Source organism: Clostridium sp. UBA7503, from assembly GCF_002477055.1.
Classification (GTDB): domain Bacteria; phylum Bacillota; class Clostridia; order Clostridiales; family Clostridiaceae; genus Clostridium_J; species Clostridium_J sulfidigenes.
In genome coordinates this window covers 30,479-46,187 of the sequence record NZ_DLNT01000009.1, presented here as the reverse complement: position 1 = coordinate 46,187, position 15,709 = coordinate 30,479, and the positions used below count along the sequence as shown (strand labels likewise).

13 protein-coding genes are annotated in these 15,709 nt (G+C 29.4%); 2 read left to right on the top strand and 11 right to left on the bottom strand.

The window, feature by feature from the left end:
• Nucleotides 1-12: 12 nt before the first annotated feature.
• On the bottom strand, nucleotides 13-855 hold the full coding sequence (locus B3630_RS02020; RefSeq protein ID WP_346895077.1) for a helix-turn-helix domain-containing protein: 843 nt from the start codon (nucleotides 853-855) through the stop codon (nucleotides 13-15).
• Between the two features lie 331 nt (nucleotides 856-1,186).
• Between B3630_RS02020 and B3630_RS02015 the strand changes: the two genes are divergently transcribed.
• Complete coding sequence (locus B3630_RS02015; protein ID WP_346895075.1) at nucleotides 1,187-2,518, top strand: DUF4910 domain-containing protein; 1,332 nt, start codon at nucleotides 1,187-1,189, stop codon at nucleotides 2,516-2,518.
• 164 nt (nucleotides 2,519-2,682) lie between these two features.
• Here B3630_RS02015 and B3630_RS02010 read toward each other — a convergent pair whose 3' ends face one another.
• From B3630_RS02010 to B3630_RS02000, 3 genes are all read right to left on the bottom strand, one after another.
• Nucleotides 2,683-3,546: a DegV family protein gene (locus tag B3630_RS02010; protein ID WP_346895073.1), complete on the bottom strand. Its 864-nt coding sequence runs from the start codon at nucleotides 3,544-3,546 to the stop codon at nucleotides 2,683-2,685.
• A 221-nt stretch (nucleotides 3,547-3,767) separates the two neighbouring features.
• On the bottom strand, nucleotides 3,768-4,229 hold the full coding sequence (locus B3630_RS02005) for an 8-oxo-dGTP diphosphatase (RefSeq protein ID WP_346895071.1): 462 nt from the start codon (nucleotides 4,227-4,229) through the stop codon (nucleotides 3,768-3,770).
• A 37-nt stretch (nucleotides 4,230-4,266) separates the two neighbouring features.
• Entirely contained in the window at nucleotides 4,267-5,355 is a 1,089-nt protein-coding gene (locus B3630_RS02000; RefSeq protein ID WP_346895069.1) for a radical SAM protein, read from the bottom strand.
• Nucleotides 5,356-5,575: 220 nt separating this feature from the next.
• On the opposite strand from B3630_RS02000, the gene B3630_RS01995 reads away from it, so the two are divergent.
• Entirely contained in the window at nucleotides 5,576-8,551 is a 2,976-nt protein-coding gene (locus tag B3630_RS01995; protein WP_346895067.1) for a DEAD/DEAH box helicase, read from the top strand.
• Between the two features lie 45 nt (nucleotides 8,552-8,596).
• Here the strand turns inward: B3630_RS01995 and B3630_RS01990 are convergent, their stop codons facing one another.
• The 7 genes from B3630_RS01990 to B3630_RS01960 form a co-directional block, all read right to left on the bottom strand.
• On the bottom strand, nucleotides 8,597-8,980 hold the full coding sequence (locus tag B3630_RS01990) for a (deoxy)nucleoside triphosphate pyrophosphohydrolase (RefSeq protein WP_346895065.1): 384 nt from the start codon (nucleotides 8,978-8,980) through the stop codon (nucleotides 8,597-8,599).
• A gap of 247 nt (nucleotides 8,981-9,227) precedes the next feature.
• A complete protein-coding gene (locus B3630_RS01985; protein WP_346895063.1) occupies nucleotides 9,228-10,703 on the bottom strand; it encodes a protein adenylyltransferase SelO in 1,476 nt (491 codons plus the stop codon).
• 281 nt (nucleotides 10,704-10,984) lie between these two features.
• A complete protein-coding gene (locus B3630_RS01980; RefSeq protein ID WP_414632084.1) occupies nucleotides 10,985-11,416 on the bottom strand; it encodes a fasciclin domain-containing protein in 432 nt (143 codons plus the stop codon).
• A 362-nt stretch (nucleotides 11,417-11,778) separates the two neighbouring features.
• Nucleotides 11,779-12,012: a GNAT family protein gene (locus B3630_RS01975; RefSeq protein WP_346895059.1), complete on the bottom strand. Its 234-nt coding sequence runs from the start codon at nucleotides 12,010-12,012 to the stop codon at nucleotides 11,779-11,781.
• A gap of 587 nt (nucleotides 12,013-12,599) precedes the next feature.
• On the bottom strand, nucleotides 12,600-13,667 hold the full coding sequence (locus B3630_RS01970; protein WP_346895057.1) for an ABC transporter permease: 1,068 nt from the start codon (nucleotides 13,665-13,667) through the stop codon (nucleotides 12,600-12,602).
• Nucleotides 13,658-14,752 (bottom strand): ABC transporter permease, encoded by a 1,095-nt coding sequence (locus B3630_RS01965; RefSeq protein ID WP_346895055.1) that lies wholly within the window; start codon nucleotides 14,750-14,752, stop codon nucleotides 13,658-13,660. The genes B3630_RS01970 and B3630_RS01965 overlap by 10 nt, the downstream gene beginning before the upstream one ends.
• Before the next feature lie 11 nt (nucleotides 14,753-14,763).
• Nucleotides 14,764-15,699: an ABC transporter ATP-binding protein gene (locus B3630_RS01960; RefSeq protein ID WP_346895053.1), complete on the bottom strand. Its 936-nt coding sequence runs from the start codon at nucleotides 15,697-15,699 to the stop codon at nucleotides 14,764-14,766.
• Nucleotides 15,700-15,709 lie beyond the last annotated feature (10 nt).

Here is a 15,709-nt window from a genome sequence, read left to right as displayed (position 1 = left end):
AAATGCGACGTTCTATTTAATTAACTCGTTTATAGCTTTCATAGGAGTGTTTCCATGGTATTTTTTAAAGTCATTTATCATATGAGCTTGATCACAATAACCATAACTATAAGTAATATTACTAAGATTAAAATCTCTCTTAAAAGCTATGTCTTTCCATATATTTTGATATCTAACCAAACTGCAGCACTTCTTAGGAGTTATTCCAATATATTCTCCAAAGATACGCTCCAACTGTCTAGAACTAACAGACATATAATTACTAATCTCTGATATTGTAGTTACCCCTTTAGACTTCAAAATATAATATACTCCATTTAATAAATTTTTATTTCTAAAATTCTTATTGAATAATCTTCTAAGCAATAACTTTTCTATGTAATATATTCTTTCTTCAATCTTAGGATAATATATAACTATATCTTCAATTTCTTTTCTTAAACCCATAAAATATTGGTCTACAATTGCAAACTCATTACACTTTTTAGGCAATTGATTATCTGTAAATAAATGCACAGCCCAAAAGTTAAATCGGATACCAAAGGTAGAAATCAACGCTGAGGTTTTAACCTCTTCTGTATAAAAAGGAGAATCATTTATACTACAAAATAGGTTATTCACTTTATTATTACTATAATCTATATCAAAAATTATATCCATACAACAATCTGGAATCACAATATTGTTTCTATCCCCCTCTTTAGTTATTTCCTTATTTCTATAAGGCACTGGACTTCCCCAAAAGCATCTTATATATGGCTTTAAAGTATCACATGGCTCAACTTCTCTATAATTATCTGATTTATTTATTATATTATTAGTTATGGGTTTAAATAAGTCTGATAGCTCTTTCATTTGTTCCACCACTTTATAATAATTTATTTTTATTTTTGTTAATAATCGTACTAATATTATAACATTATTTCTAATATTTAGAATAAACTTTATCTATTAAAATCTTTAATAGATAAAGTTTATAAAAAGTGTTAGTGCGCTTAATTTATTACTAGAATTAAATGTAATTAAGTGTTAATATATTCATATATTTTACAAATAGCATATATTGAATTGTACTAACTACATTACAAATATTATTTAGTTATAAATGAAAGGAGTATAAAATTTTATCTATTTTAAGATTAAAACAAAGGTTATAATTACTAATAATTTTGGGGAGGGATTAATTTTGAAAGGCATAAAAAAAATAATATGTATATGTTGCTCTTTAATTGTTATAACATCACTTGTGGGTTGTAATGGTGTTAAAGACAAGTCCTCTAGCTTAAGTGATATAACTAGCATAAAATTCAAAGATTTTTCAAAGGATATTTCTGAAGATAGGATATATAGCACTATAGAGAAACTTTCAGCAAAGGATGATGCTAGAATAACCGGGTTTGATGGAGAAAAGGATGCAGCATCATATATTTCTAAAGAGTTTAAAGACATGGGACTTAGTGTTGATGAACAAGAGTTTCCTGTAACCGCATTTAAATGTAATGATGTAGAAGTAAAAATAGATATACCTGAAAGTAAAGTTATTGAATCTAAGGCTTTAACCTTTAGTAAAGAGACTCTAAAGGAAGGCTTAACTTCAGAAGTCGTCAATGGATATATGGGAACACAAACTGATTTAGAGAAAGCTAAAGTAAAAGATAAACTTGTTATTATTCAACGTGGTGGTGATACATTTAAAAATAAAACTGAAAGAGCTACTGCAATGGGTGCTGTAGGTGTTATATTTTTTGATCCTAATAGCGAAGAACCTCTATCAGCTACTCTAGTTGAACCTACAAAAATACCAGCTGTTACAATATCTAAAGTTGATGCAGAATATCTTAATTCAACAATAATAACCTCAAAAAAAGGCCTTAAAGCCACACTAAAGGTTGATAGTCAGTGTATAGATAGTAAATCAAAAAATATTATTGCAACATTAATATCTAAAAAGAAAGATGCTAAAACCTTAATAGTTGGAGCTCACTATGATGGAGTAGATACCCCAGCTGCAAATGACAATGCTTCAGGTATTTCTACTGTAATGGAATCAGCAAGGATTTTATCCAAGAAAAACCTTGATTGTAATATTAAATTTATTGCATTTGGTGCTGAAGAAATAGGTTTAGTAGGCTCAAATTATTATGTTCAATCTTTAAATAGTGATGATTTACAAAATACTATTTCAATGATAAATGCTGATATGGTTGGTATCGGTGATAACTTATGTGTTTACACAATGGATAGCTCTAAGGATTCTTTAACTGCAGATTTAGCAGTAAGTTGTATGAATAACTTCCAATATGATAATAGTAGAGATGAAAGTAATAGAAGTGATCATGTAGCTTTTGAAGCAGCTGGTATACCAGTGGCATATTTTGAATATGGCCCATTTGTTGACTACCATACAGATAAGGATACCGCTGATAAGATCAATAAAGAAAACTTATCTAATACATGCAACGTAATCACATCTTTATGTAATGAAATTGGTAATAATCCAGAAAGATTCTCAAAATAAGAAATAAAAATGAAATCTTATATCTTATATAAAAAAAAGAACTTAAGTAACATAATACTTCTAATGTAATATTCCTATGGATAATAATAAACAAGTCAATGCAATTGGAACGGATAACTCTCTCTAATAAAATAAGGCTCTATAAANNTTTATAGAGCCTTATTTTATTTAGAACTAACCTTTTCAAATCCTGCTATTCCAATAGCTCCTGGACCACTATGAGATGTAATTACACATCCTGCTTGAATCCATATAATCTTTCTAAATCCCTCTTCTTTAGCAATTCTCTCCATGTTATGTTTTATAGATTCATCAAGACCCAAAGAATAAATAAGATATAATTGCTCTTTATCAAAATTGTATCTCTTAATATATTCTCTCATATACTTATCAGCAACACTAACCATTTTCCCACGAAACTTTTGTGTTGAAATTAACTTTCCATCTACAATTTCAATGAGGGGTTTTATTAGTAGTAAAGCTCCTCCCAAGTATGCAGCATTGGATACACGCCCTCCAGCTCTCAGATATGCAAGATCACCAGGGATAAAAGATACCCTGGCTCTTGCCACGTAATCCTGAATTTCTTCAATTAAATTAGTTATCATTATATTGGGATGTTTTTCTATGATTTCAGCTGCTCTTAAAACAATTGATCCTTGACCACCAGTGACATTTAAAGAATCAACATGATAAATATCTTCCATTCCTTCTGAAGCAATAAGTGCATTTTGATAAGCACAAGAGGCTTTAGATGTATATCCAATATGAAGAATAATACAACCTGGATTTTCATCTTTTATTTTTTTAAATAAAATATGAAATTCTTCTGGATTAGTTGCTGAAGTGGATGGTATTTTTTTAGTTTTTTTATAATAATCATAGACTTCTGTTACAGGTATTGAACCATCTAAATAAGATGAGTCTCCCATTATCACGTGCATGGGGATAACCTGAATATTATGTAATGTGGCTAAATCTAATGGAATATCAGCTCCACTCTCTGCTAAAATAATTATTTTTTTCACAAGTTTACCTCCATAAAATTCATAACATTTTTCATTTGTATAATTTACTGAAAAAGCTTCGTTAAATTTCTAAGATAAAGTTTTATTAATAATTTATTCGCATATTCCTAGAAATTCTACTAAGAACTTAGATACTTATATTTTACACACAATAATCCAGAAACATTCAAAATAAGTGAAACATAAAATCTTAAATCTTAAATCTTATAATTGACTTATCTTTATTTTAGCATATGCTCCCAATGATATTGTTGTTGATTCTTTGTAATAAAATACTCATTAAGTCTATCCTCTAACATTACTTTAACCATCCTATCAAATCCATGGGCAAGATTTAATAAATGAAGTTTATCTATATCATGCCAAAATACATGACCTTCTTCACCATGCTCTATTAAATCTCCCTGATATGAATCAGTTTTAAAAAGAAAAACCATATACCTTTTATTATCTTCTGACCTATACCAATCTTTAATACCGCAAATTTCTAAATTATTTACTACTAGTCCAGTTTCCTCATCAACTTCTCTGATGGCTGAATCTACAATAGACTCACCCTTTTCTACATGTCCCCCTGGAAAAGCTATACCAGTCCAATTTCCTTTAATGCGGTTTTGAACAAGAACTTTATTATTTAATTTATCCATTATCATAACCATATTTGTTAGTTCTACATTCTCCATATATTACACCTCTTAAATGCAATTTATATTTTTTATTTTATACCAGAAGCTTTTTTACTTCTTCTTCTTTTTCAAACAGTATACATCCACCCTTATGTTCACCAACAAGCATTTCTGCTGCACTTAATTTTTTAAATAAAGGTGATTGTAATGCATCTAACAAGCTAGAGTTTTTTAAACTTGTATCAGAAAAAGGTGAAAATGGACATGGTTCTACTCCTCCACTTGTGTTAATATGAAAGAAACCTCTTCCAGCAGCAAGACATCCCCCTGAATGTTTTTCATCGCCTGGAAAAGAAATAAAAATCATATCTTCATAAATTTCTCTAAGATGAGCTTGTTCACTTTCAAGATAGTTCCTTTCTTTATCAGTTGGTGCTAAATCTTTAGTTGAATCAACTACTGGTACATATTCTACAAAAATTACTAACTTGCAACCTCTGTTATATAATTCTGCTATAAACTCTTTACTAGTCACATTATAGATATTTTCTGTGGTAACAGTTATAGAAGCTCCATATAATATTCCTTTAGATTTAAGTGAATCTATTTTATTTATGAGAAGTTCATAGGTTCCTTTACCTCGTCTAGCATCAGTTTTGTTCTCATCACCTTCAATACTAATAACAGGCACAAGATTTCTATTAGCATCCAATAGCTTAATATATTCTTCATCAAGGATAGTCCCATTTGTGAATATAGGAAAAATAATTTCTTTAATTTGAGACGCTTTTTCTATAACATCCTTTCTCATTAAAGGTTCTCCACCAGCTAGTAATATAAAAGAAATTCCAAGTTCTTTCCCCTGTTTAAATATATCTTCCCATTGATCACTTGTCATTTGATCTTTATTTGATTTTTCACCACAGGTATTATTGGCTCTTGCATAACACCCTTTACAAAAGAGATTACAGCTACTAGTGATGCTTGAGATTAGGAAAGGTGGAATATGTTGTCCTTTTTCTTCAAAGTTTTTTCTTCTTTTAGCTGCTTTTTTGCTTTCTAAAATATATTTCATAATGAACTTTGATTCTTTAGGGTTTTGAAAAGAAGCCTTCATTGCACCCTTTACAATGCTTTCTACCCCTTCATTTAAATAGTTAACTAAACTAAACTCTGTACCCATTTTAATGCCATCTCCCTATAAATTATTTATTTAATTTACCTTATATCAATATCAAGTATTCTTTAATATTCACAAATCACCTTACTTTTAGTATGGTAAATTCTAATTAAATACATTATATCATTATATAGTAAAACCCATATCATATAATTATGTTATAATATAAGAATTAATGAAATTATTTACACTTTAACTATGATAATTTAATTGTGAGGTAAATATGAGTACTATAACTAAAACAGATATAGTTAATACACCAGTAAGTATTAACTTTAAGACTATTGATATGGATACAAACAATAAAAATGTAATTAAAAATGAAATTATTAAAGCTAGTGAAACTGGTTTAGTAAATAGCTTAATCCATTCAAATTTAGCTTTAGCACCAAAGTTAATAGTAAATGACTATTCAAAAGGTAGCAAAGTTTTAAATGAAATAATCTCTGAATTAACAAAATGTAAAGAGTTTTTTATATCCGTTGCCTTTATTACAAGCAGTGGCATAACACCCTTACTAGAAACCTTCAAATACTTAAATAAAAAAGGTATTAAGGGTAAAATTTTAACTACGGATTATCTTAATTTCAGTGAGCCTAAAGCATTAAGGAAGCTACTTGAGTTTCCAAATATTGAAATTAAGCTATATAGTAAAGAAAACTTTCATACTAAAGGATATATATTTAAATATGAAGATCACTATAAATTAATTGTAGGAAGTTCGAATTTAACTCAATCAGCATTAACAAAAAATAAGGAATGGAATTTAAAAATTTCTTCTTTAGAGACTGGTTCCTTAACTGAAAATGTTATTGATGAATTTCAGGAGCTTTGGAAGGATGCTGATGACCTAACTTTAAATTGGATAGAAACCTATGAAGATATTTATAAAAAGCAAATTGAATACGCAAGAAAAAGTAATATTCCTCGTATAGCACAATATAAGCTTAAGCCAAATAAAATGCAAGTAGCTGCTATTCAAGGATTAAATAGAATTAGGGAAAATGGTGCAGATAAAGCTCTGTTAATTTCTGCTACTGGTACTGGTAAAACCTATCTATCTGCTTTTGAGTTAAGAAATTATAATCCTAAAAGAGCTCTATTTATAGTACATAGAGAACAAATAGCCAATCAAGGTTTAAACAGCTTTCAAAATGTGTTTGGCGATACTCGAAGCATGGGAATTCTCTCCGGAAACCGAAAGGAAGTTAATAAAGACTTTGTCTTTTGTACAGTCCAAACACTATCAAAGGATGATGTACTTCAAAGTTTTAGCAAAGATGAATTTGATTATATTATCATCGATGAAGTTCATAAGGCAGGAGCTAATAGTTATCAAAAGATAGTTGAATATTTTAATCCTAAATTCTTACTTGGCATGACGGCCACCCCAGAAAGAAGTGATGAATTTGATATTTTTAAAATGTTTAACTACAACATTGCCTATGAAATACGTCTTCAACAGGCCTTAGAAGAAGATTTACTTTGTCCATTCCATTATTTTGGTGTATCTGATATTAGTGTAAATGGCATGGAATTAGAAGAAAAATCAGACTTTAGAACTTTAGTAGCTGAAGAAAGAGTTAATCATATCATTGATAAAATTAATTTTTATGGATATTGTGGTGAAAGAGTAAAGGGGTTAATATTCTGTAGTGATAAAAAGGAAGCCATTCAGCTTTCAAATATATTTAATACTCGCGGTTATAAAACAGTAGCCTTAACTGGAGAAAATACTCAGGATGAAAGAGAAGCAGCAATTCAACGTTTAGAGCAAGAAGAATTAAATAACTCTCTAGATTATATTTTCACAGTTGATATATTTAATGAAGGTGTAGATATACCTGCTATTAATCAAGTTGTTATGTTAAGACCAACTAAGTCAGCTATAATTTTCGTTCAACAATTAGGTAGAGGTCTTAGAAAACATAATTTCAAAGAATATGTTGTTATTATAGACTTTATAGGAAACTATAACAGCAATTTTTTAATTCCCATTGCCTTATCTGGAGATAGAACCTTTAATAAAGATTCCATTAGAAAATATGTTATGGAAGGAACAAGAATAATACCTGGTTGTTCAACTATTAATTTTGATGAAATATCTAAAAAGAAAATATTTGAGTCCATTGATAAAGCTAACTTTAATGATATTAAGCTAATTAAAGAAAGTTATAATAATCTTAAGCAAAAGATTGGTAGAATACCAAGTTTAACAGATTTTGATACTTATCAATCTATTGACCCTTTAAGAATATTTGATAATAAAAGCCTGGGTTCATACTATAAATTCTTAAAAAAATATGAGAAGGACTATGCTATAGAACTTAATAAGTCTGAAGAATTATTTATTGAATTCATCTCTAAAAAGCTAGCTTCTGGTAAAAGAATTCATGAACTGCTTATGCTTAAGCTTGCTATTAACCATGGAACCAATCTAATTCATAGACTAAAAAAAGAGCTAAAAGATGATTATAATATAGACTTTAAAACTATCACTGAAACCAATGTAGTTAATATTCTTACAAATGAATTTTCCACTGGCTCTGGTAAAAAAACATATGGAAAATGTATTTTCTTAGAAGAGTCAGATTCTGATTATAGAATTTCTAAATCCTTTAAGAATCATCTTGAAAATAGGGATTTTAAATATATAGTTGAGGAATTAATCCATTTTGGAATGGAAAGATATAAAAAATTCTATAGTAAAAGTTATTTGAATACTAGTTTTCAGTTATATCAAAAATATACCTATGAGGATGTTTGTAGATTACTTCAGTGGGAAAAAGGTGAAGTTGCACTTAACATTGGTGGATATAAATATGATAAAACTACTAAAACTTATCCTGTATTTATCAACTATGAGAAATCTGAAGATATTACCCACACTATTAACTATGAAGATAGATTTCTATCTCCTTCTCAGTTAATCGCTATATCAAAATCAGGTAGAACAATAACTTCTGATGATATTGTACAAGCTTATAAAGCTGAAGAAACCGGTGTTGAAATGAGCTTATTCGTGAGAAAAAATAAGGATGATAAAATTTCAAAAGAATTCTACTTCCTTGGGAAAATTAAAGCTGTAGGAACACCTGTCCAATTTATTATGAAAAACACTAATAAAACAGCTGTAGAAATTAAATATCAACTAATTACTCCTGTAAGGGAAGATATTTATGAATACATTACTTCATAAAAAAATGGACTTAGCAAAGTAAACTAATTTGCTAAGTCCCTTTTCTTACATATTCTTAAGAGCATCAATGACTAAAACATCCGCTGGAATCCACTTTTGATTATCTAATTCATCAAAGGAAATCCACATAGCATCATTATGAGCATTTAGATTTAATTTTCCACCAGAAATTTGGCAGATAAAACAATGCATGATAAGATGAAAATTAGGATAATCATACTCTACTGTAGTTAAAAAATCTGATATTCTTATATCTAATTCTAATTCTTCCTTTATCTCACGAATAAGCGCTTCTTCTTTTGATTCACCAATTTCTATTTTCCCTCCAGGAAATTCCCACATATCAACAAAGTCACCATATCCCCTACGTGTAATAAATATTCTATCATTATGCTTTATTACTGCTGCTACTACTTCTATTGTCTTCATTTGTTCCCCCTCTTTTACTATGTTTTTTTGTAAATACTAATCTACTTTTATTATATAATTAAGTTCGTCTATTTTTCTATACTCTAGCTTTTTATTATATTTCTTAAATTCATTTTCTAAAAAATCAATATGTGAATAATGCTCATCCTCTATTTCTTCTAATTAATATTATTCTAAACTTTTGTCTAGGATTAAAGTCAATAAAAATAGCTAGTAAAATTAAATTAATTTTACTAGCTATTTTATATTAGGTTCCACAATAGGTTCTATATGGACAAGATGATGGTTCCGGCAATATAGTGTAATAATCTAGTTCTCTAGAGTGATTATATGGTTCTGAGAGAGCATCTAATAATCTCTCCATAACACTATAATCTCCTTGATTTACCGCAGCTTCTAGTGCTTCTTCTACCCTATGGTTACGTGGAATTACCGCTGGATTACTTCTCTCCATAAGCTCCCTTGAAGAAATTTCCGATTCTTCTTGTCTCATCAATCTCTCTTGCCATCGCTTATACCATTTATCAAATTCCTCTTTGCCAAAGAGTATATTATCCTCTATCTTTCCACTAGTCAATACACGGAAGGTATTGGTATAATCTGCACCATACTTTTGCATAATACTTAAAAGTTCCTCAACTAAAGCTTCATCATCAACTTCTTCATTAAAAATTCCAAGTTTTGCTCTCATTCCTCTAATCCAATTATTCTTATACAAATCAGCAAAATGTGAAACTTCTTTTTGTGCTAGCCTTAATGCCTCATTCTCATCAGTGTGTAACAATGGTAACAGAGTCTCCGCAAATCTGGCAAGATCCCATGCACCAATATTAGGTTGATTACCATAAGCATATCTACCCTGAATATCAATAGAACTAAATACAGTAGAAGGATCATAGGCATCCATAAAAGCACATGGCCCATAATCAATTGTTTCTCCACTAATTGTTACATTATCAGTATTCATTACACCATGAATAAATCCAACTAACTGCCATTTTGCAATAAGCTCAGCCTGCTTTCTAATTACTTGTTGAAGTAATAAAAGGTATGGATTTTCTTTATCCTTTACTTCTTGAAAATGTCTTTGCAAAGTATAATCAGCTAAAGCTCTAAGTTCTTCAACGGTACCCCATTTTGATGCGTATTGAAATGTACCAACACGAATATGACTAGCTGCTACACGAGTGAGAATTGCACCAGGTAACTGTATTTCTCTCATTATTGACTCACCAGTTGTAACCACAGCTAAACTACGAGTAGTAGGAATACCGAGTGCATTCATTGCTTCACTTATGATATATTCCCTCAGCATTGGACCTAGTGATGCTTTTCCATCACCTCCTCGTGAATATGGAGTTCTACCTGAACCCTTAAGCTGAATATCAACTCTCTCACCTAAGGGAGTAATATGCTCACCTATGAGAACAGCTCTCCCATCACCTAACATGGTGAAATGTCCGAATTGATGTCCTGCATATGCCTGAGCAAGAGGCATAGCTCCTTCTAGAACCTTATTCCCTGCAAGTATATCCACTCCATCAATGCTTTGTAATGCTTCAGCATTTAATCCTAAAGATTTTATTAGTGGATAATTTATCATAACTAGTTTAGGTGACGGTACATGACTCGGTCTTTGCATTGCAAAAAATTTTTCTGGAAGTCCAGCATAACTGTTTTCCAAGTTGAATCCTGTATCTATTAATACTTTTCCTTCTTTCATCCTGTCCCCTTTTCTTTTTTGTCTTAACACAAAACAAAAATAGCTAATTTTATTATTTTATATATATGAACTTCTATAATAACTAAACTCTTTTTAGTTTATACTTTTAATAATTATTTATTCTAATATGTTATTCATTAAATACTTATGTCTTTGTTTACTATTGAAATATCAAATTAAATCTACCTATCTTAATATAGAATAAAAAGCAAAAAAGATGCTTCATCCTAAGATGATTAGCATCTTTTACCTTAATTTGAACTGTTTGTATAATCCATCTACTAAGGCATCATTACAGTATCAATTACATGTATAACTCCATTTTTAGCCATAATATCAGTAATTATAACTTTCGCACCATCAATAAATACTGAATCACCCTTAACCTCAATTTTAGCATTCTTTCCATTTGCCATGGTTATTTCCTTGCCATTTAATTTAGCAACATCTGCAGCAGTAGCTTTACCTTTGAAAACATGATAAGTTAGAATATCTGTAAGCACATTTTTGTTTTCTGGTCTTAATAGCTCATCAATTTTTCCTGCTGGAAGTTTTGAAAATGCGTCATCTGTAGGTGCAAACACTGTAAATGGACCTTCACTCTTTAGGGTATCAACTAATCCGGCTGCCTCTAAAGCTGCTGTTAAAGTTTTAAATCTGCCATCACTTGTAGCTATATCCACTATGTCCTTTGGTTCCGCCATTTCTTTCATGGTATCACTTTGAATATGTAAAATACTCTGTGCACTTGCCACTAAAGGCATTTGGATAATAAATACCATGATTGCTAATGCTACAATAATTTTAATTTTTCTTTTCATAATCATTCTCCTTTACTATTTGGGTTAGTGTAAAATTTTTACACCCTCTTTTAAAATTTGTAACTTTTATTCCATTTAAGTTTGCCCATTAACAATCTAGATTATTCTAAATAAATATAAACGTACTTAATTAATATCTCTCTGAAATAAGTTCACATAAAAAATATAGTAGCCCCAACCTAAATTGAAAGCTACTAATTTTTATCATTTATATACTATTTTTATTTCATTTAATATCTATAAATAATATGTTTCTATTCATTAAATACTAATCTCATGGCTAGAAAGTCATAGTCATTTCCTCTTATTGTATTAACAAATTCTTCAATAACTTTAAAGCCTAATTTCTCATATACTTTAATAGCTCTGTTATTGAACTTTGCAACTATTAAATCAATATAATTAAATTTATATTTTTCTCTTCCATAATCAATTATTGATTTTGCAAACTCTACACCAAAACCTTTTCCAGTAAGCTCTGGCCTCATTTGCAACCCTACGCATAAAATTTCTTGNNTGAACAATTCCCTACTAGCTTGTTGCTGTCATTATAAATTGAAAAATTATCATCTGAATCAACAAAGCTTTCTATCCACTCCATTTTTTCTTTTTGTATATCATTATCATAGAATGAATATTTTCCGTCATATTTCCAAGTTAAAATATCATCTATATCACTTTTTGTAGGTACTCTAAATTCTAATTTCATATTATCTTCGCCTCCTAATTAATATAATTACTTTAGCAAAGACTACTTGAAAATTATTTTAACATGCTGTAATTCAATTTCTTCATAGCAGCCTTTGCTATGAAAATAAAAATATTTTTAAAGAAGGATATTTCATAAAAATCACTCCTATCGTATCATTTTAGGTTTGAATTTGTTAAATTATATCTAATTATAATATTAGCAATATTATGCTTACAAGTCAAATTATTCATATTATAGTTTTTATAATTACTAGGATGATTATACATGATACAATAGCCTACTTTGCACTTCAACACCTCTTTTACTAAATCCTCAATTACTATTGCTTTCTTTTATGACATAAGATTCCTAATACTAAACACATTATTCTTTAACAAACTCCCTCAGCCTAAAGCTACCTGCTGTAAAGAACACAATAGACATTAAAAATATAATTAAGATAGGAACAATAATTTCCCCTGTATTTATTATTCTCAGTAGCCATGTAAATGGTGATATTACACTGATTTTACTTATTATTTCTGGAACATTATCAAAGCTATCTAATTCTGATCCAAACATACCCAAACCAAAAGCAGCTATTCCAAAAACAACTGTAGATAGACTTGCTAAGGTTACATTTTTAATCCATCTTGTTACTACTACAATAATAGATGTTGTAACTAAACTACCTAGAAATATAATCATTACTCCTTGAGGAATATTGTTGTTAGGAAGCTTTAATACGAAGGTTAATATTATAAAAGCTGAACAACTTAAAACTCCTTGGATTATAAAGGATGAAATAAATAAACTACCTAAAATAGTTATATCTGAATTACTAGTAGCTATGGTTCTTTTTAATACCTTTTGCTCTCTAAGTTTAATTATTTCTCCTGCAATAACAGATCCACCTATCATCATAAAATAACATAGCATTAATACAGTCATCTTATAGTCCTCTTTACTGTCTACTTCTTTATCTACAATAACTGCAGTGGTAGAATTTGTGCTTAGCCCCTCACTTACTTCTTCCTCAACAACTCCAGATACATAGCTCGTTATAATATCTTCTGCTATTATTGAGCCACTAGCAGCCTCAGTTCTATAACACTTAATTTTAGGAAGCTCTCCATTACCTAATAACTCTTGAAAATTATCGTCTATAGCATAAATTGCTCCTAATTTATTTTCTCTAAGCAAATCGAAATTATCTTCTACCTCTCCCTCTAATGTACTTATATCATATTCTTCCCTTAACCTATCAATTACTTCAGTAGAGTAACTTGAATTACTTTTATCTATAATTCCTATACTTCCTAGTCCCTGACCTAAACCTCCACCATTTATAACTAAAATCATAACAACAGGAAATATTAAGGTCATTATTAACATAAATGGACTTTTTAATTGTCTTTTCATATTAACTAATACTAATCTTACTAAGCGCATACCTTTTTCCTCCCCTGAATTACTGCTTTAATTATTGCTGCAGAGTATATAATAATTGACATTACAAATATGATTAATATCCATTTACCACAGCCTTCTAAATTTCCATTTAAATTATATAGATTAAATGCATTGTTTAAATAATGTGTTGGCGTTAGTAATGCAATTTTATTTCCTTCACCCGTAAATATTTCTCCACTTATTAAGGGTAAAGTAAAAATTATGGTTCCTATTATTTTCCCATATTTAGGACCAAATATAGTAGATATACTTTTAGATATGGATACTACTAATATAGTTCCCAATAACACTAACAACATTAAATCTAAAATATTTCCCCTAAAGCTTATTCCAGCTACTCTAAAGAAAATTACATATGCGCTGATTATTATAAATACATATACTATCAAAGCTATAGTCTCATAAAAAAGATATTGTAATTTTGTTATAGGAGTTGCATTAATTCTTTTATCTAGATTTATACTAATATCCGCATATCCCCCTTGAATCATAGTAAATATAAGCATGGTGATTACAAATCCAATCATAGATGCTGATATTTTTTCATAGGGATTATTTGTATTTACAGTATCTATTGTGATACCTTCAATTACAGATGACTCCTTAATCTTATTTAAACTCTCCATATTTCCACCAGCTCTAGATACATATAAACTTTGATGATATCTATCTAGAATTACTTTTAAAGTGTCAGTAGACATTCCCATGCCTTCTACTTTTTTATTAATAATTATATCTCCCTTATTTAAAGATAAAACATTTTTCTCATATCCTTTTTTTATTACTAATTCCACATCTGGTTTTTTATCTACTATACTTACAACCTCTTTCAAATCATCACTGTCTAAAAGCTCTATAAGCCTTTTTGAGGTTTCTGTATTGTCTTCATCAACAATTTGAACATTTAATGCCTTAAGTTTTAATGGATTTTCATGGTTCAAATTTTGAAAAAATGCCATAAAACACGCAAGTAAAATAGGAAATAAGATAAAATATGCTATGGTAACTACTCCATTTGCAAACATACCTTTAAGGGTAGTTTTCACATAATATAACGCCTTCATAGCTCTTCCTCCTAATCTCTCAAAGTTTTCCCTGTTAATGATAAAAATACATCTTCAAGTTTTGCTTCTTCATAACTAATCTTCTTTATACTAACACTTTCTTTCTCTAATAAAGAAAGTACACTAGCAAGCTTAAACTTTGAATCAATAGTTAAAATAAGTACACTATCCTTATCTGATACCTTATCGATTCCCTCTATATCTCTTAACTTCATTATTGTTTCTCCACTTATCTCCTGAGTTTCAATAATTACCTTATTATTCGAGAATACTGAAGCCTTAATCTCCTCTCTGTCTCCATAGGATACTTCTTTTCCTAAGTCTATTATAAATACCCTCTTACAAAGCTCTTCAATTTCCTCCATATAATGAGAAGTATAAATTACTGTAGTGCCCCATTCCTTACATATATTTTTTATAAAAGAAAATATATGATTTCTTGATTGTGGATCTACACCAACGGTAGGCTCATCTAATATTAAAACTCTTGGATGATGCAGAATTGATACTGCAATATTTAGTCTTCTTTTCATTCCACCTGAAAACTTCTTAACCTTTTGCTTTTTAGTATCCTCTAATCCAGTTACCTTAAGTGCTTCTGATATTCTTTCCTTCAAAAGTTTCCCCTTTAATCCATATAAAGCTCCAAAGAACTCTAAATTATCATAGGCGTTAAGGTCCTCCATTAGAGATAACTCCTGTGGAACATACCCCATACATTCCTTTGCCTTAATTGTATCCTTTAAAATATCATATCCACATATTCTAATAGTACCACTATCCGGAGTTAATAAACTTGTCATAATATTTATTAAAGTTGATTTACCTGCTCCATTAGGTCCAATGAATCCAAATATCTCCCCTTCTTTTACTCTATAGCTAATATTATCTAAGACTAGCTTGTCGTTAAATCTTTTTGTTATATTTTCTACCTCTATAATACACATAAAATTACCC